General features: G+C 68.5%; 24 protein-coding genes. 13 read left to right on the forward strand and 11 right to left on the reverse strand.

The window, feature by feature from the left end; translation table 11 throughout:
- Window positions 1-279: 279 nt before the first annotated feature.
- From ABZ260_RS07850 to ABZ260_RS07870, 5 genes are read right to left on the reverse strand one after another with little or no spacing between them, the layout of a single operon-like run.
- Window positions 280-1,905 (reverse strand): ABC transporter ATP-binding protein, encoded by a 1,626-nt coding sequence (locus tag ABZ260_RS07850; RefSeq protein ID WP_355614090.1) that lies wholly within the window; start codon window positions 1,903-1,905, stop codon window positions 280-282.
- Window positions 1,902-2,774: an ABC transporter permease gene (locus tag ABZ260_RS07855; RefSeq protein WP_355614092.1), complete on the reverse strand. Its 873-nt coding sequence runs from the start codon at window positions 2,772-2,774 to the stop codon at window positions 1,902-1,904. The genes ABZ260_RS07850 and ABZ260_RS07855 overlap by 4 nt, the downstream gene beginning before the upstream one ends.
- A gap of 10 nt (window positions 2,775-2,784) precedes the next feature.
- Entirely contained in the window at window positions 2,785-3,744 is a 960-nt protein-coding gene (locus ABZ260_RS07860) for an ABC transporter permease (protein ID WP_355614094.1), read from the reverse strand.
- 34 nt (window positions 3,745-3,778) lie between these two features.
- Window positions 3,779-5,425 (reverse strand): ABC transporter substrate-binding protein, encoded by a 1,647-nt coding sequence (locus ABZ260_RS07865; RefSeq protein ID WP_355614096.1) that lies wholly within the window; start codon window positions 5,423-5,425, stop codon window positions 3,779-3,781.
- Window positions 5,426-5,465: 40 nt separating this feature from the next.
- On the reverse strand, window positions 5,466-6,665 hold the full coding sequence (locus tag ABZ260_RS07870) for an acyl-CoA dehydrogenase family protein (protein ID WP_355614098.1): 1,200 nt from the start codon (window positions 6,663-6,665) through the stop codon (window positions 5,466-5,468).
- 129 nt (window positions 6,666-6,794) lie between these two features.
- Here ABZ260_RS07870 and ABZ260_RS07875 point away from each other — a divergent pair, with 129 nt between their 5' ends.
- The 5 genes from ABZ260_RS07875 to ABZ260_RS07895 all read left to right on the forward strand — a co-directional run bounded on the left by ABZ260_RS07875 (window position 6,795) and on the right by ABZ260_RS07895 (window position 11,554).
- The gene (locus ABZ260_RS07875; RefSeq protein WP_355614100.1) at window positions 6,795-7,565 is read left to right on the forward strand and encodes an aldolase/citrate lyase family protein; all 771 of its coding nucleotides are present in this window, start codon (window positions 6,795-6,797) and stop codon (window positions 7,563-7,565) included.
- Window positions 7,562-8,470, forward strand: coding sequence for an LLM class flavin-dependent oxidoreductase (locus ABZ260_RS07880; RefSeq protein ID WP_355614102.1), 909 nt, complete (start codon window positions 7,562-7,564; stop codon window positions 8,468-8,470). The genes ABZ260_RS07875 and ABZ260_RS07880 overlap by 4 nt, the downstream gene beginning before the upstream one ends.
- 2 nt (window positions 8,471-8,472) lie before the next feature.
- Window positions 8,473-9,759 (forward strand): LLM class flavin-dependent oxidoreductase, encoded by a 1,287-nt coding sequence (locus tag ABZ260_RS07885; RefSeq protein ID WP_355614104.1) that lies wholly within the window; start codon window positions 8,473-8,475, stop codon window positions 9,757-9,759.
- Between the two features lie 184 nt (window positions 9,760-9,943).
- A complete protein-coding gene (locus ABZ260_RS07890; RefSeq protein ID WP_355614106.1) occupies window positions 9,944-10,888 on the forward strand; it encodes an RNA ligase family protein in 945 nt (314 codons plus the stop codon).
- 315 nt (window positions 10,889-11,203) lie between these two features.
- Complete coding sequence (locus ABZ260_RS07895) at window positions 11,204-11,554, forward strand: DUF1801 domain-containing protein (protein WP_355614108.1); 351 nt, start codon at window positions 11,204-11,206, stop codon at window positions 11,552-11,554.
- A gap of 104 nt (window positions 11,555-11,658) precedes the next feature.
- Here ABZ260_RS07895 and ABZ260_RS07900 read toward each other — a convergent pair whose 3' ends face one another.
- Window positions 11,659-12,552, reverse strand: a complete 894-nt coding sequence (locus ABZ260_RS07900; RefSeq protein WP_355614110.1) for a slipin family protein — start codon at window positions 12,550-12,552, stop codon at window positions 11,659-11,661.
- 604 nt (window positions 12,553-13,156) lie between these two features.
- Here ABZ260_RS07900 and ABZ260_RS07905 point away from each other — a divergent pair.
- A complete protein-coding gene (locus ABZ260_RS07905) occupies window positions 13,157-13,702 on the forward strand; it encodes a MarR family winged helix-turn-helix transcriptional regulator (protein WP_355614112.1) in 546 nt (181 codons plus the stop codon).
- A 19-nt stretch (window positions 13,703-13,721) separates the two neighbouring features.
- Here ABZ260_RS07905 and ABZ260_RS07910 read toward each other — a convergent pair whose 3' ends face one another.
- Window positions 13,722-14,258, reverse strand: coding sequence for a histidine phosphatase family protein (locus ABZ260_RS07910; RefSeq protein WP_355614169.1), 537 nt, complete (start codon window positions 14,256-14,258; stop codon window positions 13,722-13,724).
- Window positions 14,259-15,030: 772 nt separating this feature from the next.
- Between ABZ260_RS07910 and ABZ260_RS07915 the strand changes: the two genes are divergently transcribed.
- The 4 genes from ABZ260_RS07915 (at window position 15,031) to ABZ260_RS07930 (ending at window position 18,181) form a co-directional block, all read left to right on the forward strand.
- The gene (locus tag ABZ260_RS07915) at window positions 15,031-15,798 is read left to right on the forward strand and encodes a hypothetical protein (RefSeq protein ID WP_355614114.1); all 768 of its coding nucleotides are present in this window, start codon (window positions 15,031-15,033) and stop codon (window positions 15,796-15,798) included.
- Window positions 15,799-15,895: 97 nt separating this feature from the next.
- On the forward strand, window positions 15,896-16,594 hold the full coding sequence (locus ABZ260_RS07920) for a class I SAM-dependent methyltransferase (protein ID WP_355614116.1): 699 nt from the start codon (window positions 15,896-15,898) through the stop codon (window positions 16,592-16,594).
- Between the two features lie 13 nt (window positions 16,595-16,607).
- The gene (locus ABZ260_RS07925; protein WP_355614118.1) at window positions 16,608-17,408 is read left to right on the forward strand and encodes a ThiF family adenylyltransferase; all 801 of its coding nucleotides are present in this window, start codon (window positions 16,608-16,610) and stop codon (window positions 17,406-17,408) included.
- Window positions 17,405-18,181 (forward strand): pyridoxal-phosphate dependent enzyme, encoded by a 777-nt coding sequence (locus ABZ260_RS07930; protein WP_355614121.1) that lies wholly within the window; start codon window positions 17,405-17,407, stop codon window positions 18,179-18,181. Before ABZ260_RS07925 ends, ABZ260_RS07930 begins: the two co-directional genes overlap by 4 nt.
- A 75-nt stretch (window positions 18,182-18,256) precedes the next feature.
- Here the strand turns inward: ABZ260_RS07930 and ABZ260_RS07935 are convergent, their stop codons facing one another.
- Both ABZ260_RS07935 and ABZ260_RS07940 read right to left on the reverse strand, forming a co-directional pair.
- Window positions 18,257-18,862, reverse strand: coding sequence for a hypothetical protein (locus tag ABZ260_RS07935; RefSeq protein WP_355614124.1), 606 nt, complete (start codon window positions 18,860-18,862; stop codon window positions 18,257-18,259).
- A 354-nt stretch (window positions 18,863-19,216) separates the two neighbouring features.
- On the reverse strand, window positions 19,217-19,843 hold the full coding sequence (locus tag ABZ260_RS07940; RefSeq protein WP_355614127.1) for a helix-turn-helix domain-containing protein: 627 nt from the start codon (window positions 19,841-19,843) through the stop codon (window positions 19,217-19,219).
- 97 nt (window positions 19,844-19,940) lie between these two features.
- Here ABZ260_RS07940 and ABZ260_RS07945 point away from each other — a divergent pair, with 97 nt between their 5' ends.
- Window positions 19,941-20,915, forward strand: a complete 975-nt coding sequence (locus ABZ260_RS07945; RefSeq protein ID WP_355614130.1) for a zinc-binding dehydrogenase — start codon at window positions 19,941-19,943, stop codon at window positions 20,913-20,915.
- Between the two features lie 324 nt (window positions 20,916-21,239).
- Here the strand turns inward: ABZ260_RS07945 and ABZ260_RS07950 are convergent, their stop codons facing one another.
- Together ABZ260_RS07950 and ABZ260_RS07955 are read right to left on the reverse strand one after the other, a co-directional pair.
- Window positions 21,240-21,980 carry an NPP1 family protein gene (locus tag ABZ260_RS07950; RefSeq protein ID WP_355614133.1) on the reverse strand — a complete coding sequence of 247 codons (741 nt, stop codon included), beginning with the start codon at window positions 21,978-21,980 and terminating at the stop codon, window positions 21,240-21,242.
- A 533-nt stretch (window positions 21,981-22,513) separates the two neighbouring features.
- Window positions 22,514-22,717, reverse strand: a complete 204-nt coding sequence (locus tag ABZ260_RS07955) for a hypothetical protein (protein ID WP_355614136.1) — start codon at window positions 22,715-22,717, stop codon at window positions 22,514-22,516.
- A gap of 140 nt (window positions 22,718-22,857) precedes the next feature.
- Here ABZ260_RS07955 and ABZ260_RS07960 point away from each other — a divergent pair, with 140 nt between their 5' ends.
- The gene (locus ABZ260_RS07960) at window positions 22,858-23,961 is read left to right on the forward strand and encodes a histidine kinase (protein ID WP_355614172.1); all 1,104 of its coding nucleotides are present in this window, start codon (window positions 22,858-22,860) and stop codon (window positions 23,959-23,961) included.
- Window positions 23,901-24,530, forward strand: coding sequence for a response regulator transcription factor (locus ABZ260_RS07965; protein ID WP_355614139.1), 630 nt, complete (start codon window positions 23,901-23,903; stop codon window positions 24,528-24,530). Before ABZ260_RS07960 ends, ABZ260_RS07965 begins: the two co-directional genes overlap by 61 nt.
- The last annotated feature ends 74 nt before the right edge of the window (window positions 24,531-24,604 follow it).

Raw genomic sequence — 24,604 nt, forward strand, 5'->3', positions numbered from 1 at the left:
GCTGCGGGAGCCTCCGGGGCGCGGCCGGCACCGGACACCAACGAAGACACCAGGATCACCTCATACCGTGACCGGGGAATGACAACAGCGGTGCTGTGACGCACGGCCGGCTCCCCTCACTCGTCAAGGCACACACCGCGATGTCGCGGCAGCGTGTGATTCGTGGCGAGCATACTGAAACCTCCCCGGGCGGGAAACAGGTTTCCTCACCGGCGACCGGACGGCCTCCGGCGGACCCGACGAAATCGAGCGAGGCGTGTCACCTCCCGCCGGCAGGCTCTAGACGAGCCCCCTGGGCCGGGGCACCGCGCTCACGAGTGCCTTGGTGTACGGGTGTCGTGCGCGTTCGAGGATCGTGTCCGCGGGCCCCGCCTCCACGACGCGGCCTGCCTGCATGACCACCACCTCGTCGCAGAACTGGCGCACCACGGCGAGGTTGTGGGAGATGAACAGGTAGGTGAGGTCGTGTTCCTCCTGCAGCCGCAGGAGCAACCGCAGCACCTGGTCCTGCACCGACACGTCCAGCGCGGAGACCGGCTCGTCCAGCACGACGATCTCGGGGCCGACCGCCAGGGCACGCGCGATGGCGACCCGCTGGCGCTGGCCACCGGACAGCTCCCGGGGTCTGCGGTCGATGACGTCCACCGGCAGCGCGACGTCGGCGATCAGCGCGGCGACGCGGGCACGTCGCTCGGCCGGCGTGCCGATGCCGAACGCGTCGAGCGAGGTCGCGATGTTGTCACCGACCGTGCGGCGCGGGTCGAGCGAGGAGTAGGGGTCCTGCTGCACGAGCTGGATGCGCCGCCGTACCTGGCGCAGTTCCTCGCCCCGCAGCCGGGTGACGTCGCGCCCGGCCAGCTCCACCGAGCCGGAGTCCGGTCGCTCAAGCCGGAGCAGCATCCGCGCGGTCGTGCTCTTGCCGGAGCCGGACTCGCCGACGATCCCGAGCGTCGTCCCGCGGGCGACGCTCAGCGTGACGTCGTCGACCGCCCGGCGTGCGCCCGACCGGCGTCCGAACCCGCGCGACGCGAACGTCCTCACGAGGTTCTCGGCGCGAACCACAGGTTCGCCACCGCCGCGTACGGCCCGCAGGCGCGCTCCCTCCAGCGTCGGTGCGACGCGGACGAGCTCGGCGGTGTAGTCGTGCCCGGGCGCGCCGAAGACCTGCGACGCCGGCCCGGTCTCGACGATCTCGCCGTGCTGGACGACGACCACCCGGTCGGCTCGCTCGGCGGCCAGCGCGAGGTCGTGCGTGATGAGCAGCACCGAGCTGCCCTCGCGGGCCGCCACCGAGACGAGCAGGTCCATGATCGTCCGCTGCGTCGTCACGTCGAGTGCGCTCGTCGGCTCGTCGGCGATGATCAGGCGGGGCCGGGCGGCGATGGCGATGCCGATGAGCACCCGCTGGCGTTGCCCGCCGGAGAGCTGGTGCGGGTACTGGCGGGCGCGCTCTCCCGGGTTGTCGATGCCGACGCTCTCCAGCACCTCGACGGCACGCCGCCGGGCACCTCGCCGGTCCACGAGGCGGTGGACGGTGAGCACCTCGGCGATCTGGTCGCCGATGCGGCGCACCGGGTCCAGCGAGACACCCGGGTCCTGCGGCACCCATCCGATGTCGCGGCCCCGCAGAGCCCGCAGCTCCCCCTCCTCGATCTCGGTCAGCTCGACGCTCTCGCCGTTCGGCGTGAACGTCATCGAGTGCGCGGTCACGGACGCGTTGTCGCTCAGCATCCGCAGGACGGCACGCGCCAGCGTGGACTTGCCGGAGCCGGACTCGCCGACCACCGCGACGATCTCGCCCTCCAGCACGTCCAGATCGACGCCGCGCAACGCCTCGACGGTGCCGCCGTCGGTCAGCCGGTAGCCGACCTCCAACCGGCGCACGGACAACAGGGGGCGGCTCATCCGAAGACCTCGCTGCGTTCCTTGAGTGTGCGGCTGATGACGTTGGTGGAGGCGACGGCCAGCGCGATGACGATCCCGGGGATCGTGGTGAGCCACCAGGCGCCGGCCAGGTAGGTGCGCCCGTCGGCGACGAGCAGCCCCCACTCGGGATTCGGCGGTACCGCCCCGAAGCCGAGAAACGACAGCGCGGACACGGCCAGGATCGCCGTCCCGAACTCCAGCGCCGCCAGCACGAGGACCGACCCGATCGCGTGCGGCAGGAGGGTACGCGACGCGATGGTGCGCCGCCGGACGCCACAGGCGACGGCGGCGTCGACGAACGCCGACGTCCGCACCCGCAGCACCTCCGAGCGCATGACGCGCGCGAAACCGGCGATGGCCGCGACACCGACGGCCAGCGCCACCTTCACGACGCCGAACCCGAGCGCGGTCACCACCGTGAGCGAGATGAGCAGCCCGGGGATCGACAGCAGGACGTCGATCACGCGCATGAGCACCGCGTCGAGCCACCCCCCGACGAAGCCCGAGACCAGCCCGATGAAGGTGCCCGCCGTCATCCCCACGAGGACGGCGACGACGGTGGCCCGGATCGAGGCGCCGGCACCGTGGACCACCCGGGCGTACATGTCCCGGCCCAGTTGGTCGGTGCCGAACGGGTGGGCGGCGCCGGGGCCCTGGAGCCGCTGGGCAGGGGCGCTCGCGATCGGGTCGTGACCGGTGAAGACGGACGGGAACAGCGCCCAGCACACGAAGAGCGTGATGACGGCGGCTGCGATCCAGAACCCGGCGCCGAAGCGCCGGCGGCGCGGCCGGACGGCGCCGACCCGCTCCGCGGCCACGTCGGGAAGCGTATCGATCTGGGATGTCACGGAGGGTCCTTCAGCTCGTAGCCGTCACGCGATGGCTGATACGCGGGTCGACGAGGGGATAGAGCAGGTCGACGACAAGGTTGACCAGGACGAAGATCACCGCGCTGACCACCACCACGCCCTGTACGAGCGGGATGTCCTGCGCGGTGACCGCCGACTCGGTGAGCCGCCCCAGGCCGGAGCGGGAGAAGACGGTCTCGACCACGATCGCCCCGGCCAGCATCGCCGCGATGTTCATGCCGACCAGGGTGAGCGCCGGGATGACGGCGACGCGCAGGGCGTGACCGAGCAGGATGCGCCGCTCGCTCAGGCCCTTGGCGCGCAGCACCTCGACGAACGCCTGGCGCAGGGTGCCGCTCAGGTTGTTGTACAGCACCTGCGCCACGACGGCTCCGGTCGGGATGGCGAGGGTGATCGCGGGCAGCACCAGCGAGGAGAACCCGCCGTTGCCGAGGGCCGGGAACAGCCGCAGCCGGAACGAGAAGATCTGGATGAGCACCATGCCCACCCAGAAGGTGGGCATGGCCACCGAGACCGACGGCAGGTTCGTCAGCACCCGCCGCAGCGACCGCCACCTCGTCGCGCTCGCCGTCACCGCCACCCCGGCGCCGCCGGCGACGGCGATGACGCTCGCGACGGCGGCGAGCAGGATGGTCTGCGGGAGCGCGTCGAGGATGAGCCCGATGACGGAGTCGCCGAGGGTGATGGAGTGCCCGAAGTCGCCGTGCAGGGCCCGCCACAATGCCTCGCCGTACTGCACCACGACGGGCTGGTCGAGGCCGTACTCCGCGCGCAGCCGCCGGCGCGCCTCCTCGCTCACCCCGGCCGAGTCACCGCCCTGGTTGAGCATGATCGAGACCGGGTCGGACGGCAGCAGGTAGAGGATGACGAAGGTGATCGTGAAGGCGGCCCAGATCACCACGACGCCCTGGGCCAGCCTGCCGGTGATGTACCACACCGGGTTTCTCATCACGGTTCCCGGACTACTCGGAGGCGAGGAGGGGTCACCGGTCGAGCCAGGTGTCGTAGAGGACGGGCAGCGCGTAGGCGTCGAGGCGGAACCCCTTCACCTCGGGGCCGACGCCGACGACCTTCGAGAGCTCCTTGATCGGGATCCAGTAGCCGTCGGTGATGAGCAGCCGCTGCAGGTCCTTGGCCGCGGCGGCGCGCTCGTCCTCGGTGGCGGAGGCCGCGAGTTTGTCGGCCGCGCTCTCCAGCTCGGGCTGGTCGGCGCCGCCGAGCGCCGGGTTCGAGGAGCGGAAGAGCCCGACGAGGAACGACGGGTCCTTGCTCGGGCCGCTGCCGGACAGGAAGTCGTACTGGGCGTCCTTGCCGCGCTGCTTGATCTCGAGTATCGACTGCGAGAACTCCGCGCTCGTCATGGGGACGAGCGTGACGGCGATCCCGACCCGCTTCAGCTGGTCCTGGACGAGTTCCAGGTCGGACTTGGTGGCGACCAGGGAGTTCGGGGTGTAGGAGAGCTTCACGTCCAGCCGGGTGCCGTCCTTCTGCCGGACGCCGTCGCCGCCGGTCTTCCAGCCCGCGTCCTCAAGGAGCTTCCTGGCCCCCTCCGGGTCGTACCCCAGCTGCGACGACAGGTCGGCCCAGAGCGGCGTCGTCGCCCCGATGGCGCTCGTCACGGCCTTCGAGCTGCTCTCCGAGAGCAGGGTGCTGCGCACCTGCGCGCGGTCGATGGCCTTGCTGATCGCCTGGCGCACCACCTTGTCCGAACCGAAGGTGCTGTAGGGGTTCTGCCGCAGGCCGGAGACGAGACCCGGCGTGCCGGCGTGGGCGATGCCGCCGCCCGACGAGGTCACCGTGGCCTCGTCGTCCTTGGAGACATCGTCGACGAGGTCGGCCTGCTTGCTGGCCAGCAGCCCGCCGCGGACGCCGGACTCGGGCACGACCGTGAAGGTGACCGAGTCGAGGTAGGCGCGGCCCTGGTGCGTGCTGGTGCCCTCCGGCGCCCAGTTGTAGTCCTTGCGGGCCACGAGCTGGATCGACTCGTTGCGCTTGACCGTGCCAAGCACGAACGGGCCGGTACCGACGAGCTTGCCCGCCGCGCGCTCCTCCGGCGTCGCCTTGAGCGTCGAGCTGGAGAGCAGGCCGAGGTAGGGGTCGCTGAGGTTGCGCAGGAAACCGAGCTCAGGCGAGGAGAAACCGACCTCGACGGTGCCGGCGTTGATGACCTTCGAGCCCTGGTAGCCGGCGAGCGCGCTGCGCACCAGCGTGTCGGTCTTCGCCTCGGTGTTGAGTCCGGCCAGCGTGTCGAGGTTGTCCTTGACGTTCTGGGCGTCGAACGCCGTCCCGTCGCTGAACGTCACACCTTCGCGCAGCGTGAAGGTGAACTTCTTCGCGTCCTCGCTGACCGTCCAGCTCTTGGCCAGCCGCGGCTTCACCTCGTTGGTCTTCGGGTCGCTCTCGGTGAGCGTGTCGACGATCTGCGCGCCCGCCACGTTGCCCCGGCCGCCGAGCAGCGAGACGTCGAGCGAGGTGGGGTAGGCGGCGATCGCGAAGGTGGCGTCGCCTCCGGACCGCGGCGTGCCGCCGGAGGCGACGCTCGCGTCGGAGTCACCGCATGCGCTCAGTGCCGTGGTCGCGGTGAGGATGACCGCGCTCGCGAGCGCGAGACGTCTGGGGAGGGATGGCACGCTGGTCCTGCTTTCCTGGTGTGGTGCGTGATGCGTTGATCTAGAAGAAGCCGTTGCCGGGCAGGCGGGTGCCGTTGACGAGGTGGTCACCGACGGCACGGGTCTTGAACACGGTGGGATTGTGGGACGACACGGTGCGGGCGTTACGCCAGTGCCGGTCGAGGTTCTGCCGCACCGTTGCCGTCGAGGCGCCCCCCGCCTCGAAGAGCAGGGTCGCGGCGCGCTGCGCCAGCCCCTCCACGACGGGCTTGGTACGCGCGACGTCGAGCGCCGCGTCGTGGACCAGGTCGGCGTCCGACCGCCCGTCGCCACCGGTACTGGCCGCGGCGGCGTCGAGGGTGTCGGCCGCGAGCAGGACGGTCGCGCGCGCCGCGAACGCGAAGCTGTCGATCTGCCCGGCGATGTGCTGGATGAGCGGGTCCTCGGCGGCGGTCGTCGCGGAGGCGTGGGAGAACGTACGTCTGCGTCCCCGGATCACCTCGGCGACCGAGTCGGCGCTCGCCGCGACGATCCCGGCGAGCACCGCCTGCAGGTACAGCTGGGCGAACGCGCCTCGGTAGTTGGGCGACTCCGCCGTCTCCGGCAGGCCGAGCTTGGCGGGCAGGGTGTGCTCGTCGGGGACGGCGACGCCGCGGAAGATCGTGGTGCCGCTACCGGTGAGGCGCTGCCCGATGCCGTCCCAGTCGTCCCGATGCTCGACCCCGTCGGCGTCGTGGTGGACGAAGGCGAAACGGACGGTACCGTCCTCCGTCGAGGCGGGCACCTGGATCCAGTCGGCGAAGATCGTGCCGGTGGAGTAGATCTTCTCGCCGTCGAGCAACCAGCCGTCACCGTGACGGCGCAGCGTGGTCCGGTAGTCGCGCGAGTCGATGCGGGCGGTGGTCGCCTCGGCCGTCGCGATGCCGAACAGCTCCCCGCGTGCCGCGGCCAGCAGCCAGGGATCGGCCGCGAGGTGGAGCCGGCCCTCGGTGACGAGGAAGTGCGAGCGCAGTGCGTGCGCGATGTTCGCGTCGGCGCGTGCGATGCGGATGACGACCTCCAGCAGCTGCCGCAGCGTGAAACCCGCCCCGCCGTACGCCGGGCCCAGGCGCAGGCTCCCGACACCGGCCTGCTTCAGCCAGGCGATCTGTTCGTGCGGGTTGACCCGGTCGCGCTCGCGGTCGCTCGCGCCCTCGGCGATCCGTTCGAGCAGCGCCGCGAACTCGGCCGAGGCCGGGTCGAGCGCGATGGGGCCGTCCACGCCAGGCGTGGAATCTGCTGCTTTGTCAACTGTCGAGCTGGTCACAGCCAGATACTATACTATCTTGGTAGGAAAATATGGAATTACTACCAGGCGGGATGACATCTCGCTTGGCAGCAAAGGATGACAATGCCCTCCACAGCCCATCCACCGGTCCGATATCGGGCCCGGTTGCCGTTCCGCAGCTATCTCTACGTCAGCCCCGCCACCCTCGACGCCGTCCGGGAGGCGGACGGGTCACCGGCCGACGCGGTGGTCCTCGACCTTGAGGACCTCACCCCGGAGGCCGCCAAGGACCAGGCCCGGGCCGTCACCGAACACTTCCTCTCGGCGGCCCCCGCACGCCCCACGCTCGTACGGGTGAACGCCTCCCGTGACGACGGCACCCTGGAGAAGGACCTGGAGGCGGTGGTCGGCCCCGGGCTGACGGCGATCCGGCTGCCGAAGTCCGAGGACACCGGGCGCATCCGCTGGATCGCCGGCCTCGTCGAGGAACTGCGAGTGCGGCGGAACCTGGTGCGGACCATCGGGCTGCAGGTCATGGTGGAGACCGCCCGCGGCGTCAACCGCCTGCCCGAGCTCGCCGTCGCCACCCATACCGTGTGGTCGATCGGCCTCGGCGAGGGTGACCTCCGCGCCGAGCTCGGCACCAGCACCGACGAAGGTCTCGCGTACGCGCGCGGCCACCTCGTGTACGCCGCCGCCGCCGCGCACCTGCCGCCGCCCGTACAGGTTGCCTTCCCGCCCGGCGGCACCGCGGAGGAGCTGCGCCGCAGCACCGAGCTGGGCCGCTCGCTGGGGTTCGGCAGCCGTTCGATCCTGACCGCCGAGCACGTCGCGGGTGTGCACGCGGTCTACCCCGCTCCGCACCCCGCTCCGGACGCGGAGGTGCGGCCGTGACCGCGCGTCTCAACATCACGCTGGAGCCCTCGGCCTGGGCGGCTCTGGCACCGGTGGAACTCTTCGCTCTGGTGGGCCGGCTGGAGGCGGCGGGCGCGGGATCGGTCGTGCTGACCGACCCGGCGAGCACCGGCGAGCCGGGGCCCTGGCGCTGGGACCCGCCGACCGCAGTCGCCGCACTGGCCGGGTTCACCTCGGGCATCGGTCTCGTGACGACCGTCGCGACGAGCTTCACCGAGCCGCTGAGCGCCTCGCGGCTGGTCGGCTCGCTCGACCATTTCACCCGCGGCCGCGTGGGGTGGCTGCTCGACGCCGGGTATGATGCCGCCAGGGCCGCCAGAACGCGAGCCGTGTCGCCGATCCTCACGACGGGCGACCCCGTCGCCCGCGCGATCGAACTCGTGGCCGCGGCCCGCTCACTCTGGGACGGCTGGCAGGAGGGCGCGTTCACCGTCGACGTCGAGCGGGGAGCGATCATCGACCGCGAGCGCGTCCGCGCCTCGAACTTCGAGGGCCGTCACTTCCGGGTCGCCGGGCCCGGCACATTGCGCCGGCCTCCGAGCGGCAACCCACCGGTGTTCGTGCGGGTGGACGACGACGCCGACGTCGAGCTGGCCGGCGCGGTCGCCGATGTCGCCCTCGTCTCCCGGGCCGCGCTCGGGGACCGGGTCCGCGCGACCGCCGAACGCACACCCGTCGTGCTCGCCTCACTGGCGCTGAACGACCTCGCCCCAGCCGAACCTCTTGCGTCCGGCATCGACGGAATCGACCTGGTGGTCGGCGGCCGGCCCGATCTCGACGCGCTCGCCGAGACCGTGGCGGCGCTGTCGGCCACCGTTCCCTCCGGCCGGCCCGGCGGTCCCGGCCTGCGCGGCACCTACGCCCTTCCCACCCTGAGAGACTGACCATGAGCGATCAGCGGCACATGCGCATCAACCTGAACCTGCGCGGCGTCGGGTTCCACACCGCCGCGTGGCGGCACCCCGACAGCACTCCGCACCGCGTCCACGATCTCGACTACTACGTCGAGCTCGTCCAGGCCGCCGAACGCGGCCTGTTCGACTCGGTGTTCTTGGCCGACATGATGACCTTCCCCCAGAGCGGGTCCGGGCAGAACGAGCTGGCCTGGCCGCTCGACCCGTTCACGATGCTCGCCGGCGTCGCCCCGCACACCGAGCACATCGGGCTCATCGGGACGTTGTCGACGACGTACAACGATCCCTACGCGGTCGCCCGCAAGGTCGCGGCGCTCGACCAGCTGAGCGGCGGCAGGGCCGGGGTCAACCTCGTCACCTCCACCGGTGACGCCGTGGCCCGGCAGTTCGGCTGGGACAGGCACACCGAGCACGAGCTGCGGTACGAGCGGGCCGGAGAGTTCATCACCGTGCTGAACGCCCTGTGGGACGCGGCGGGCGAACCCGTCGAGCATCACGGGAACCACTTCGACGTCGCCGGCGCCCTCGACATCGCCGGCAGCCCGCAGGGGCGCCCGGTCATCGTGCAGGCAGGGGCCTCGGAATCCGGGCGGGCGCTCGCCGGGCGGTTCGCCGAGGCCGTGTTCGCCGGTTCCAGCGACATTCCGGCGGGCGCGCTGCTCTACGACGACCTCAAGGCCCGCGTCGTGGCCGGCGGCCGCCCGTCCACCGATCTCGCCGTTCTGCCGGGTGTCGTCCCCTACGTCGGCTCGACCGAGGCCGAGGCCCGCCGCGTCTACGGCGAGCTCGAGGAACTGATCCTGGACGACGGCGGCAACATCGCGCGGCTCGGCCAGGAGCTGGGGCTCGACCTCAGCGCCGCCGACCCCGAAGGTCCGGTGCCCGTCGACGACTTCCCCGCCGTCGAGGGCTACCAGGGCGGTGTCACCCGGCTGGTGCGGCTCAGGGCGTGGGCGCTGGAGGAGGGGGTGAGCCTGCGCCGCTTCGCCAACACGGTGTACCGCAGCCTCGGTGTCATCCACTGGACCCCGGTCGGCACCCCCGAGCAGATCGCCGACGAGCTGGAGGCCTGGTTCCGCGGTGGCGCGGCCGACGGCTTCAACGTCCTCGTCCCACAGCACACCCGGCAGCTCGACGCGTTCGTCGACCAGGTCATCCCCGTCCTGCAGCGACGCGGGCTCTTCCGGACCGAGTACGCGACGACGACGCTCCGCGACCATCTCGGCATCACCCGGCCGAACCTGGCGAGGGCCGCCTGACACGCACCCGACCCCCGCCGGTTCCTCGTCATCCGCGCGTACGGCGGAGCGGGCGGGGGTCTACGCGGTCACGCCTGCGGAAGTGGCCGGCGTCCGTCATCCCGTACGGCGCCCGCGATCCCGAGCCGCCGTTCGGCTCGGTATATCGGGTGCTCGCTGGACTCGTCCTGGTCATACTGCTCCAATGCGACATCTGGCCTACCCCAAGATCCCTACGACCGAGCGGTTCGGCGGGGCGGTTGCCGGCGGTCCCTGGGTGGCGACCGAGAAGGTGCACGGAGCTCAAATGGTGATCGCCCACAACGGCCGGGACACGCTCGTGGGCAAGCGCAAGGCATGGCTGCGCGACGACGAACCGTTCTTCGGCTGGCAACTTCTGCGCGGTCACCTCGAAAAGGCCGCGAAGGCCGCCCTGGCTCGGGGCGGCGCGGCCGTACGCGTCTACGGCGAGCTGCACGGAGGCCACTACCCCCACCCCGACGTCTCGCCGATGCCGGGCATCACTCCGGTTCAGACAGGGGTCTGGTACAGCCCGGAAATCCGCTTTGCCCTTTTCGACGTGCTGCGCCACCGGGATCCCGGAGATCCCGGCGTCTTCCTGCCGTACGCGGACGTCGCCTCGATCGCCGCCGACGCCGAGCTCGACGTTGTGCCGATTCTCGGCAGAGGGACCCGGTCGGAGCTCGATGCTCTGCCGGTCCGGTTCCCCAGCCGGGTGCCGCCGGCACTCGGCCTGCCCAGCGTGCCGGACAACCTGGCCGAGGGGATCGTCCTGCGGCCCGATGCCCCCCTGTCTCCCGATCGCAGGCCGACCGTCAAGCTGAAGATCGAGGAGTTCGACGAGCAACGTTTCGACCAGAGCCGCCCCTGGGACCCGCAGGTGATCCTTACTCCCGAGGAACTACGCCAGGTCGCCCGGGCCATGGTCAACGGGCCGCGACTGGCCGGCGCGCGATCCAAGGTGGGACCGTCGGCCCTCGACGAGCTCCTGGACGAGGTGGTCCTCGACATCATGGTGGATCTGTCGGCGACCTTTCCCTCGGCCATGGCGGCGCTCGGCGACGAGGAGGAGGCCGAACTGCAGGCATCCATCCGCGGGGTCGCGATCAGTGATCACCATCAGGCGTGAGCACGGATCGTCGCCGTGCTCCCGGCGGAGGCGGCCGGTACCTTCTTCCATGCCTCCAGATTAGTACTGGACAGTCCAGTCTCCCATCAGTACTGTACGGTCCAGTACCGAAATCGAGAACGGGGACTCCGATGCCGTTCATCGACCTCCCCGTGAAAGACCTGGCCCGTGAAAGACCTGGCCCGTGAAAGAGCTGGCCATCTCCCGGCGCTTCTTCACCGAGCCCGGGCTCGCCTTCAACGACCGGTTCGCCGGCCACCTCCGGGAGGCCACCCACATGAACTTCTCGACCGCGCAGTAAGGGAGACGCAGATCATGAGCAGCACCGAGGTCGACGCCTACGTCGAGACCAAACTTCAGCCGAAGTATCAGGAGATCGTCGCGGCCCTGCGGAAGCTGATGGCCGACTGCGCCCCGGACGCCGTCGAGTGCCTCACCCACGGCTCCCCCGCCTGGCGCGCGACGAGGAACCTCGCGGTCATCAGCCAGAGCAAGACCCACCTCACCTTCGCCTTCGAGCGGGGCGCGGAGTTCGAGGACGCCCACGGACTGCTGGAGGGAGTCGGCAAGAAGACCCGGCACGTCAAGATCAAGACGCTGGATGGGATGAACGAAACGGCCCTGCGCGACTACATCGCCCAGACCGTCCACCTCGACCAGAACTGACGGCCTCGAGCCCTCCTCACTCTCGGCCTGTCATGAATCTCGGCCACCGGCCCCCGATGACCGGCGCTTCGGGGGCGGCGCCCGGTGGCGAAGCCGGGTACGGCCTACCGGCCGGTTTCCGCGGCGTTGGGGGCGACCTGGTTGGGGATGCGGGTGCCTGGAAGGTGCTGGCCGACCGGTGCCGACAGGCCCCCGGACAGCGCCGGGCTGGAGTGCGCGGCGGCCTGGCCGGACTCGGGAGGTGTTGCCCGTTCCAGGAAGCGAAGCAGTTCGACCGGGAAGGGCAACACCAGGGTGGAGTTCTTCTCGGCGGCGACTTCGACGACGGTCTGGAGTAGGCGTAGCTGCAGTGCGGCGGGGTGCAGGGCCATCGTCTCGGCGGCCTGGGCCAGCTTCTTCGAGGCCTGCAGCTCGCCCTCGGCGGTGATGATGCGGGAGCGCCGCTCACGTTCCGCTTCGGCCTGCCGTGACATGGACCGCTTCATCGACTCGGGGAGCACCACGTCCTTGATCTCGACGCGGTCGATGTGCACGCCCCAGCCCACAGCCGGGCTGTCGATCATCAGCTCCAGGCCCTGGTTGAGCCGCTCCCGATTGGACAGCAGGTCGTCCAGCTCGCTCTTGCCGATGATCGACCGCAGCGAGGCCAGCGCGACCTGGCGAATGGCGGATTCGTAGTCCTGGACACCGACCACCACGCGCACCGGGTCGACGACCCGGAAGTAGATGACGGCGTCCACGTGAACCGTCACGTTGTCCCGGGTGATGGCGTCCTGGGCGGGCACCGGCATGGTGATGACCTGCATGTTGACCTTCTGCAGACGGTCGGCGACCGGCATTATCAGGGCGAGCCCGGGAGCGCGGAGCTCGGGGCGGACCTGTCCGAACCGGAAGACGACGCCCCGCTCGAACTGTTTGACGATCCGCACACCGGACTTCAGCCATATCGCACCCAGCACCATGATCGCGATCAGTACATAGATGACGGTAGTGATCATTTCATCCTCCTACGTCTCCCCTGGGTCCCGCCGTTCCAAAGACCTCTTGGACCGATGACCGATTCGCGGGTCCCGCTCGCGGCGGCCGGTGACACTCGCCGCCGCACCCGGTGCCGCGCCGATCGGTGATCTCATCACCGGGCGGGATCATCTGGAGCGTCACCCCGAGTACGGGCGATATCGGGTGACTCCCCCGGATCAGGCCGGACGGCGCGCGGTGCGGGTGCCGTGCGTCGGCGACAAAGGACCCCCCGAAGCCCGGGTCCTCGACCGGTAACCGGCGCTGGATCTCGCGCGCCGCCTCGCGTTCACGGTCACTGGGCACGACACACCTCCCAGAGGTGCCTGTCCGTCAGGCGCGGCCTCACTACCTCCCTGTTCGGACCTTTCTATCGTAGCGCGATACAAAGTGTCCGATATGCACCTTTTTGCCGCGCAGATCCAGCCTTCCGCTCACCGGGATCACGCCTGCATCACCTGCATCACCTGCATCACCGCGCCCGCACCTGGAACTCGGCGACTTGCCCGCGACAGGCCGACGATCGCCACGAGGTACGTTCCAGGAGGGCGGCACAAACATGTCGTATCACGATATATTTGTGACATGGCGGATCGTGAGACCGGGAAGCCGCCGCGTCATGACGCGGCGGCGGCCGAGGACGGCGGGGCGGGACTCGAACCCCTGACGAAGCGGGATTTCGAGGTATTGGCCCGGTTCCGTTTTGAGATCCGCCGCCATCTACGTTTCAGTGAGGAGACAGCACGGAGGAACGGCCTCACCCCGCAGCAGTACCAGCTGATGCTGGCGCTGAAGGGGTTTCCCGGCCGCGGGTGGGCGACCGTACGAGAGCTCGCCGACTCCCTCCAGCTACGCCACCACAGCGTGGTCGAACTGGTCAATCGGGCACAGGCACAGGGCCTCGTGGAGCGGAGCGCGCACCCGAGTGACGGCAGGGCGGTGCGGGTGTCGCTGACACCGGAGGGGGAACAGGTCCTGACCCGCCTGAGCGCGCTGCACCGCGACGAGTTACGGCGCATGGACGCGATACTCGACATCCCGGCCTGGGATGACACCAGTGATCCCCTCGGCGTGTCTCCAGAGGATGCCGAGCAACACGCGAAAGATCATCGAAAGGACCGGAGTCCGTGAGGCACGGCGCGGCTTCACCTCACCATCTCTCGGGCAACTCGTAGACCCAGCCCTCCCGCCAGGCGAACTCCTCGTCCACCAGATCCTCCAGTGCCCGCCCGCCGAGCAGATGGTCCAGCGCCCATCGGTTGGCCGAGTGCGCGATCACCAGCACCCTCCTGCCGTCCCATGGCCCGACAAGATCCGTCAGGAAATCACGGGTGTGCTCGACGACCTGCCGGTAGCTCTGCCCGCCCGGCCACGGCACGTCGATATGCCGGGATCTTTCGACGGCCAGCCGCGCCACGGGCATTCCGTTCCACTCGCCGTAGTCGCATTCGCGCAGCCGTTCATCCTGATAGATCGGAATGTCGATGCCCGCGAAAGCGAGCTCCGCGGTCTGCACGGCACGACGAAGATCAGAGGTGAACACCGCGGCCAGGCCATCATGGCGGCGGCGTTCACCAAGCTCCCGAGCCAGCCCACGGCCTCGCGACGACAGCTCTCCCGGTAACCAGCCGGTCGCGATTCCGACCTCGTTGTCGGTCGTGATCGAGTGCGTCTCGTACACGATCATCGTTGCCACACCCGGCTCCAAATCTCTCGCGAACAGGCCGTTGAACAGGGAGAACGCAGTCCCGGTAGGTAGTCGGTGTATCCGGCGAACACGATCTCGGTGCGGACCGAGGTGATCGGATCGCGCCAGATCGACCGGTACGGATAGACCATCAGATCTTCACGGTATGAAGGGGAGCCACGTCTAACAACCCCCACCCCGTCCGTGGTTCCGCCTCGCCTGTCCCCCTATGACCAGGGCATACGGAGCTCCCTCAAGAAGACTCCAAGTATTCCTCAACCAGGGCTGGACAATCTTGCCGCGAAGTGACCGGTTTCAGGCCACGGCAGAGCCGATCGAAATTCCAATGCAGATCAGGCCACTGCGGCAGGTAAGTCAATTATTGCAAGAAAGAGAACGATGACGGCCTTCCTGCACGAAGAACCAGACAGGCCCTGGAAACGATCATCATCAAGCGTATCAGGGGAGATCCGGGATTCGCCGCGTGGAAAAGAATGTGTTTCAGCGAGCTCCATGACGGAAGACCATGCGGTGCCGGACAGGCACCGTCACAGTGTCTCCCGGCATTCGATGACATGCGCGCCGCGGGCATCGGCCATGGAGCAGGCCGAAACCCGCAGGAAGTTCATGACGGTCTTACCGCGGTACGTGACCACGGCAAGGAAACCTCACCGTCCCCGCCAGGTCACGGAGCCCGGCGGGAGCACATGGAATGTTGACCTGCCCAGCGCAAGCAGTCCGTCGAGCCATACCCCGGTCGGAGGTTGGAATCTTGGTGGGCCAGGTTCTTGAGATAGGTCGCAACTCGGCTGCCGTCGCCGCCACATTGAACGAGTTCCTGAACGAGTCCGAAGGCTGGCTGAATCGACGGGGCCTGACTCTGGAATACCATACGGATATTTCAAGTTGGGTCCGCCACATGCGGACCGCGGTTCACGCCGACGGCATCAACCCGACTTTTGACCCGGCGCACAGTCCCGTCTCCGCCCAGAACAGCTACTGGTTGGATATCAGGGACCGCGGCGGATCGACGGTCGCGTGCATCGCCGTGCGAATGATATACACCGCGGACTTCAGCCGTCACATAAGCTCCATGCGGCTGTGGTTCGATCCGCCACCCCTCGGGATGGAACAGTCACTGGACCTCGTTCTGCCGGCGGAGACACCCATCATATCCGGCAGGGTGGCGCACTATGGCGGACACTGGGTGCATCCGAGCTGGCGGGGAAGGGAAATCCCCGGCCTCCTGCTTCCGCTGGCCAAGATACTCACCTTGGACCTGTTCAGAAGCGACTGGGACACGGGAATCGTATTCTCGAAGAACGCGGTCAGGCAAAGCCTCGTGGACGCCTATGGTTTCGCGAACACGGTGCTCTGCTATTCCGGCCCGTTTCCCCCCGCCCACCGTGACGACACCCTTTTTCTGACCTACAGCAGCCGGGCGCAGACCCTGTCCCTGATGCCGCACGCGATCATGAAGCTGCGCCCCCGCATGCCCGCAGACGATCCTCCCGCCGATCGGTATGCCGAAATCACTTAAGCGTTGGTTCCGATCTCCGCGTTAACTGTTTTGTTTCGCCGCGAGCGGAATCCTCTCCGTTGCCCATGAACAAAGATTCGAGAGAATTGAAAGCGGTATGAACGAGAACATCTGGACCGAGTTCGCCAAGAGTTATGACCAAATGATCCCCGAGCTGAACTGTTATCAGCGGATGCTCAGCAAGATCCTTCGCGACACGGAGGGCCGTCGGATCGTGACCGACGCCGGGTGTGGAACCGGCCTGGTCAGCCAGGCACTGATTGACCGCGGTCACCGGGTCATCGGCTTCGACAACAACTCTGCCATGCTTCAACGGGCTCATGACAAGAAGGCGGCCGCGTCGGGCGAGGCTCGCGACCGATGGACGGTCATGGAGGGAAGCGTGGAGCGCTTTCCCGCCCGGGTTGTTTCCGACGCGGACGCGATCCTGCTCAACAACGTCCTTTTCTACGTCCAAGACGTCGAATCGGCGCTGCACGAGGTTTTCTCCCACTTGAAGCCGGGGGGCGTGATGATCGCCACCGGTCCGAAACGCCGGCCCGACCTGCAGAAGGTGCTTCGACACTCCATCGCGGAGTGGCAGGCGGAAGAGCGTTTCACCGAGGATCTCCAGGCCGCGCTGGCCCATCATTCGACCTGCGCTCAGAAACTGACCACCGACCCCAATGAGATGGTGACGTTCTTCGAGGTGGACGAGCTGGTGGACACCCTGCGACACCTGGGTTTCTCGCGCCCCCTGGTCGCGGATGGCGACGACTACTTCGGCGAGAATTATTACGTTTGCATGCAGAAATGAAGTGAGGTTTCCGGTGGAGGGCTCCAAGGTCAATCCCAGGTTTCAGCGTAACCTGGGAATTCTGGACGAAGAATCGATGAAGAGGGTCGCGGACACCCATGTCCTCGTGGCCGGAGTGGGCGGCGCCGGCGGGCAATGCGCGGTGGATCTGGCCCGCCTCGGCTTCGGTTGGGTGACACTCGCAGATTTCGACGTTTACGAAGTGCACAATTCCAATCGCCAGGTCGGCAGCTTTGACAGCACCGTCGGTCAGCCAAAGATCGAGGTCGTCGGGAGAATGTGCCAGGACATCAACCCGGAGCTGCGAATCCGCAAAGCAGCGGAGGGCGTGACGGAAGGCAATATCGACTCCTTGCTTTCGGGGTTCGACGGAAAACCGGTGGATTACGTCGTGGAAGTCATCGACATCGCCGGCCTCAGGGCAAAGGAATGGCTGCACCAAGCATGCAGGGAGCAGCAGGTCGTCATCATGACCGGCTTGATGCTGGGCTTCGGGGCCGCTTTGCATGTTTTCCAGCCCGAAGCACCTCCTTACCAGGATCTCTACATGCTTCCGGATGGGCGCATCGATTTACCCAAGATCATCCCCAGGCTCGGCGGCTATGTCGTACAGAAGCATTGGGATGCCTGCTTCGCCGGGCGCGGGCACGCTCCCACATGCGTGATCGGAGCCACCACCGCAGCCGGGATGATGGTGAGCGAGATCATGCGTGCCATCCTCCTGGGGCGGGATCAGATGGTGTCCTACCCCGAGTACCTGTACGTGGATTTCTTTGACCACCATTATGTCCGAGGCTCGGTCGTCCCCGCATGAACGCCATGAATGCACCTTTCGCCCTCACCCGACCCGACAAGAATGGTCCGGCCGTGCTCTGGGGTGGCGTGTGCGAATCGGGAAGCCTCAAATACCTGACGTACGAGCTCTTCCTTGAAGAGGTTCCGAAAGATGTCCGAGGATTCGTTGAGATCTCCGGTTCGTCAACCGCGCTTGCCCTGGATCTGCTCGGGAGAAAAAGAGGACTGCCGACCGTCGCCATCACGGACGCCTCCGGTCACGACCATCTCATGAGGCGCGGATTCCGTGGCGAGGCGCAGACGATCATGAGCCTCAAGGAGGCGCACGAGCTTTGCCTTCAGCGCGAGCAGGAGGGTTGGTTCTGGCCGAGGCAGTTCACCAACGCGGCTTTGGTGAGGTGCGTGGAGCTATGGGGGTCGCAGCTTTTGCGGGAAGTCCGTGTGAATTGGCCAGGAATTCGCTATTTGGTGTGCGGATTCGGTACCGGCGCCACTGTCGCGGGATTGCACCGCGTCTTTGCTCCACTGGGGTATTCAGTCATGGGATTGCAAGCCAGGGCGGACGATCCCGTTCCCGGCTGGAGGAACTATGCCCTCCAGAATCTGGGTGACCAGGATCTTTTCCATCGTTACCAGGAGGAAATCCCGCTTCCCATCCCATCCGAAATCGAAAACTCCGGGGCGGGTGCTCTGGATTCACTCTTGAGGTACGCGAACACCTATGCCGATCCGGAGCAGGTGCTGGTGATTTCCCACGACGGCCGCCCTCGGCCTGGGGACTGGACCGGGTGAAACGTGCCCTCAACGGGGAGTGAGAGAGCGGGCCCGGCGGGGAGCAGGAGGCCCGATCCGCTCCCCGTTCTCAGGTCAGTTCCAAGCGGCGTTCTTCAGCAGGCCCGGCAGCTTCCGGTCGCCCCATACGTCCACTACGACGATCTTCGACTCGGGCAGGAACCACTCCCGCTGGGTGAAACTCTCCGTCTGTCGGCCGCTGTTCTGCTTCACGCATCGGCCCGCCCAGGCGGTGTACTTCGCCCTGTGCCCGCGCCCGACCTGGCGCAGCCCCGTCGAGGTGGCCTTGCCGATCACCTGGATGCTTCCGTACTCGAAGGGGCAGCCCGCCGGCGCCCCACTGGCCGGGACGAACGGCTTCTCGCCGGTGTAACGGCGGCCCTCGGCGCCGTAGGCGATCACCTTCGGGCCGTACAGCCAGAACCCCCGGCAGTTCGGGGCGAAGGGCTCGGGAATCTTGCAGCTACCGGTCGCCACCAGGACCCGGTCCGTGTAGTCGTACACCTTCCAGATGGCGGGAATCTTCAGATTCATCCCCCGGAAGGAGAGGGTCTTGGTCCCGGAAGCCGACGCGGCCGCCGGAGCCGTCGCCGGCGAGTTCGCCGCGGCCAGGGCGGCGGTGGGAGCAGCGAGCAGGACGGCCGTGGCCAACACGGCGAGGGCAGAAGATCGCTTTCTCATTCCGGGCAAGTTACCGATCATCACTTGTCGCCGGCTTGGATCCCGCTGGACACCGTCCTTGAACAAGACCTGGAACGAGTCCTCGCCGGCGGTTGAGCCGCCGCCGGATGATCGGTGTGCAGCACGAACAGATGCCCCTGCAACGCGAGGCGGCCACCCAGCCGTTTACGGGTCCGGCGCTGCTTCTTCGGTAGCAGTCTGTTCGACGGCAGCCCGCGGCTCGTCACTGACCTCCCACGGCTTCAGCCGCGCCACCCGTTTCGCATCTCGCCGACCCCCGGCCTGCGATGACAGGACCGTGGGCGACCCACTGGCCGACGCCGGTGAGCACCCGGCTTCTCGACCGGTTCGGCCTCAGGCGAGGGCGGGGGCCGCGAGCATCCCAGAGGCCATGACACGCAGCGACGCGGCCAGCCGCATCGTCTCTCCGCGCTCCAGCAGCCGCAGAACCGGCTCGCTCTGGAGGCTGCCCAGCAGGATGTGAGCCAGCAACTCCCCGTCCAGGTCGGGGCGCCGCGCGGCGATCAGCGCACTGGTGTGACCGTGCCAGAACCGGTATACGGGGTGGTCGCCGTCTTCGTCCCGGTGCTCGCCGTGCTCCTTCCACTCCGGCCTGGGCGCCGCCGTAGCGGCGTGGCCGAGCGCCGCGAGGAGCCCCTTGTTGCGGCCGACGACGTCGACGATCGCGTCCAGAAAGGCCATCAGCCGCTCCTCGGGCGGGACGCCGGGCCCCAGCGGCGGAGGTCCGCTCGCCACGGCCTCCTCCAGGGCGTACGCCCGTTCCTGCATCAGCGCGACCATCAGCCCCATCCGGCTGCCGAAACGGTGGAACACCGTGCCCTTACCGACCCCGGCCGCGGCGGCGACCTGTTCCATGGAGATCTGCTCGGGCCGGTGCCGGGCGAGAAGGTCCTCGGTGGCACGCAGGATGGCGCGACGGTTGCGTGCCGCGTCAGCGCGTTCGCGACGCTCCTCGATCATCGGCTCCTCTTTCCCATGGACAACTGGACCGCCGGTCAAGTACGCTCGCACCGAACTTGACCGCAGGTCCACTTTACCCTCGATACGGGAGGACGGCATGCGCCGAATCCGTTACCACGCCTACGGCGGCCCCGAGGTGCTCACCATGGAGGAGACGGAGATCCCCAGCCCGGGCCCCGGCCAGGTGCGCATCCGCGCCGAGGCGATCGGCGCCAATTTCGTCGACGTGAAGTTCCGTCAGGGGCCGGACACCGGCGGAATCTACCGGCGCGAACTGCCCGCCGCGCTCACCGGCGACGTGGTCGGCACGGTCGACGCGGTGGGGCCGGGCGTCGACTCCGCTCTCACCGGCCGGCGGGTCGCCACGCTGGCCGAGGACGCCTTCGCCGACCACGTCCTCGCCGACGCCGGGTGGCTCGCGCCCGTGCCGGAGGGAATCGACGACGCCACCGCGAGCATGCTGCCGATGGGCGCCCCCGTGGCGCTGGGCGCCTTGCGCGCCGCCCGGCTGTCACCCGGCGAGACCGTGCTCGTCCACGCCGCCGCAGGAGGCATCGGCCATCTGGCCGTGCAACTCGCCAAGATCGCCGGCGCCGGCACCGTGATCGCCACGGCCGGCTCCCCCGCCAAGCTGGACTTCACCCGCACACTCGGCGCCGACGTGGCCGTCGACTACTCCGCGGAGGACTGGCCAGAACGGGTGCGCGAGGCCGCGCCAGGAGGAGTCGACGTCGTCCTGGACTCCGTCGGCGGCCGCATCCTGCTGCGCAGCCTCGACCTTCTGACGCCGTTCGGCCGAGCCGTCGTCTACGGAGCGGCCAGCGGCGAGGCCACCGACATCCCGCTGACCAGCCTGTTCGCGATGAGATCGGCGGCCGGGTTCTCGCTGCTCGCCTGGCGCGCGGCCGCGCCGCAGCAGGCACGCGAGGACATGGACCAGGTCGCGCGGCACGCGGTTGAGGGCAGACTGCGCGCCGCGCTGCACGCCCGGCTGCCGCTCGACGAGGCGGCCGAAGCGCACCGGATCATGGAGAGCCGCTCCCAACTCGGCCGCGTCCTGCTCACACCCTGACTCCACAGAACTCGGGGCACAGCAGAACACCGGGACTACGGCATCCATCAGAAGCAAGATCACCCCGTACGACGGCCGTGAGGCGTGTCGAGCACCATGGCCGAGTCACCGAAGTCGGCCACGCCCGGGCACTTCCCCCTCAACATCAAAGAGCCGTCTACCTACGCAAAGGCGAGACGCTCACGGAGATCGCAGCCGGGTTCGGCGAAGGCGGGAACAGCCGGTGCGGTCACCACGAGCGCTCACCGGGTCGGTCGATCAGGCGACCGGGGCGCGGATGCCTTGGTAGGAGGGGTCGGCCGCCGGCGGGCGATGACGGGCTCGTCAGGCCCAGGGGTCGAAGGGGATGCCGCTCGGCTTGGCGCGCGAGAGGAGGTCCCCGAACCTGCCGTCATTGATCTTGATGGTCGCGGCGCCGAAGTCCGCGTTCATCAGCCTGTCGCGCAGCCAGGTGCCGGGCCAGCCGTTCCAGTCCACGAGCGGGGGGTAGCGCCAGTTGTGGTAGTGGTTCTCCGGCGGCTCGTCATTGCCGTTGGCGAGCCGGAAGAAGTGCGTGGACACCCCGTCCTTGTGATAGACGACCTTGGGGTGCGATCCGTCGAAGCGCACCTGCGAGCGCGTATAGGTCACGACGCTGCTGTGTTGCGTGGTCGAAAGGTACTCCACCTGGTTGGACGCCTGGTTGACCCAGGAGATGACGTGCTCCCAGTCGTGACGGTGGCCGCCGAGGCTGATGCCGGGCAGAGCCTGGTCCTTCTCGAAGTAGCTGGCGTACACGACGGCGCACCAGCCGCTGTTGCACTTGGCACGGGCGTAGGTCTGCGAGTTGTCCAGGTCCGACTGGTCACGGCAGTTGCCGTTGACCGCGCCGGTCGGGTTCAGCCCCGAAGCGAGGGTCCCGTCCGGCCCGATGGCGGGGGTGGCGTAGCAGCCGTCGCCGTCGTAGTCGTAGGCCGGCGAGAACGAAGCCTCGTACCCTCCGGCCGACTGAGGCAGGTTGTGCGGCGGAGCGGCATAGGCCGCCGGCGCGGGGATCACGACCCCCAGAGCGGTGGCGCTGAGCACGATCCCGAGCCGGGAACGCTTGCGCGTGAAGAACGTAGGGGAGGATGTGCTCCTCTCTGACACGGTCGCTGACTTCGATGCCCTCGCGGTGGACGTGAATGACGACAGCTTTCGCATTCTTCCGCTTTCTCGAAGGACTGGCTCCATGACCTGACGGCGCGTCGGCGTGGTGGGGCGTCGGCGGCGCTCTCCGCGCCGATGTGAGCACGCCTCGCACTTTCACGGCACCACGGAACCGACGCTTGATCAAGGTCCTTAGATCAAATGACGCCAACATGTATCGGCGACGGTCGAAAGGTGAACCACAAGCGAAGGCTCACGAATCGCCTCCCGGAGGAGCAGGGTCGCCGGGGTCCGGAGGAGGGCGATCGCAGCCTGCTTGCGAGATCGTTCTCAGCGCCAGCAGCCGTCCGCAGGTATCAACCCCGGTGTAGGCGACGCACATCATCAGCCGCGGGTCGGAATCACCAGGACCAGGACCGCGGCGATCGGCCAGGCCAGGAACAAGGGAGCACAACGATCGCTCCTGCGGGTCAGCGCCGGCGCCGCCACGATGATGAGCAGGCCGAAAGGCCAAAGCGCGGTGTCGTTCCGGCCAGGATCGACAGCGCGGCGTCCGGGTCGGGATCGGAGGCACCCCAGGGATAGCCGGGCAGCCCGAGTCCCCACGCAGAGCCGAGCGCGCCGTAGGGCAGCGCCCACAGCGCCGCCGCGTAGCCTCGCCAGGGGAAAGTCATGATGTTCAGGTGATGAGCGTCGCCGGAGGGTGGCCCAGCCGGACCAGGTGCCGTTCGGCACCTTCGGCCGCCGGTGAGAGTACCGAACGGCACCTGTGGCCGGGGGGACAGGGGCACGTATCGTCGGTCCGGTGGGCTTGATGTGGATCGCCGTGTCACTGTCGCTGCTGGTTTGCGTGACAGTGGTGGCGCTGTCACGCTCGGCGCTGCGGTCGCGTTTGCCCACGCTGACGTGTGTGGGCGCGGTCGGCTCGCTGGCCGTCACGCTGGCTCACGTCATTGGCGTCGTGCGGCCCGAGCCGGGTGCCGCCGCGCTGGGAATGATCGAGAGCCTGGCGCTCATGACGCTGGCCGGCCTGATCACCCGGTACGCGTCGGCTCGGCGGGCGGCGCTGGCCGCGCCCGTGGCGGGCATGGCCGCGGCCACCTGGCTGCTGCGCTTCTTCACGCCGGCCTCACCGCTGGAAGGGCTGGGCGTGTGCGCGTTCTGGGGGGCGGGCGCGGTCCTTGCCGCCGCGGTGGGGGGTTACCTGCGCTTTCTCGATGTACGGCAGGCCCGCGCTGTGGCCGACACCCGAACCGCGTTGCGACTCCAGCTCGCCAGAGACCTGCACGACTTCGTCGCTCACGACATCAGCGAAATGGTGGCGCACGCCCAGGCGGGCAGGATCGTGGGTGATCCGCGGCAGGCGCTCGAACGCGTCGAGGTGGCGGGCCAGCGCGCCATGTCGATGCTGGACCGTACCCTGGACATGCTCCACCACGACCGGCCTCTCACCTCCACCGGTGGCCTCAGCGGCATCCGTGAGGCGGCCGAACGGTTCTCCGTCGCCGGACCCGCGCCGGTCCACCTGCGCATGGACCCGCAACTGGACCGGCAGGTGGCGATCCCGCCGGAGACGGCCGCTCTGGCCTACCGGATCGTGGTCGAAGGCCTCACCAACGTCCGGCGGCACGCTCCCCAGGCCGGCCGCGTCGACCTGGACGTCAGCGCCGGACCCGGCCGCCTGGAGATCACGATGACCAACGACGGCGTGACGCGAGCGCGAGACGGCCGGCGTAGCGGGTCCGGCCTGCCCGGTCTGACCGAGCTTGTCCGGGCGCAGGGCGGCGAACTGGTCACGAGGGCGGTACGCGATGGGTGGTCGCTGACCGTGTATCTGTTGCTGGCACAATCGCCGGAGTGTCCACCCGCATCCTCATCGCCGACGACCAGGAAGGCATCCGAAGCGCCTTCCGCATGATTCTCGACGCCCAGCCGGACATGACCGTCGTGGCCGAGGCCGCCGACGGCCGCACCGCAATCGACACCGCCAAGGCGATCGAACCTGACGTCGTGCTCGCCGACATCCGGATGCCCGGAGCCGACGGCATCGAGGTGGCCCGCGCCCTCGCCGGCACCGACATCCACGTGGTGATCGTCACGACGTTCGGTCTGGACGAGTACGTCCACGCGGCACTGCGGCACGGCGCCGCCGGGTTCATCCTCAAACGCTCCGGCCCCACCCTGCTCATCGAGGCCATCAGGGCCGCGATGAACGGCGACATGCTGATCAGCCCGCAGCTCACCGTCCGGCTGCTGCGCCGCCACGGCCTGCCGCGCCAGACACCGAACGTCGTCCTCACCGAGCGGGAGGACGAGGTCGTGGCACTACTCGCGTACGGCAGGACCAACGCCGAGATCGCTGCGGAACTCTTCCTCTCCCCGGGTACCGTGAAGAACCACATCGCGGCCATCCAGCGCAAGACCGGCAGCAGAAACCGCGTCGCCATCGCGGCCTGGGCATGGGCGACCGGCAGAGCCGAGCCCTGATCGCGGACCACGCCCGCACGCGGCTGCGCGCACCGAACTGCTCTTCGAGCACGCGCTCGACATTCTCCACGTTC

It is taken from the genome of Streptosporangium sp. NPDC006013, from assembly GCF_040614275.1.
In the GTDB taxonomy this organism is placed as follows: domain Bacteria; phylum Actinomycetota; class Actinomycetes; order Streptosporangiales; family Streptosporangiaceae; genus Streptosporangium.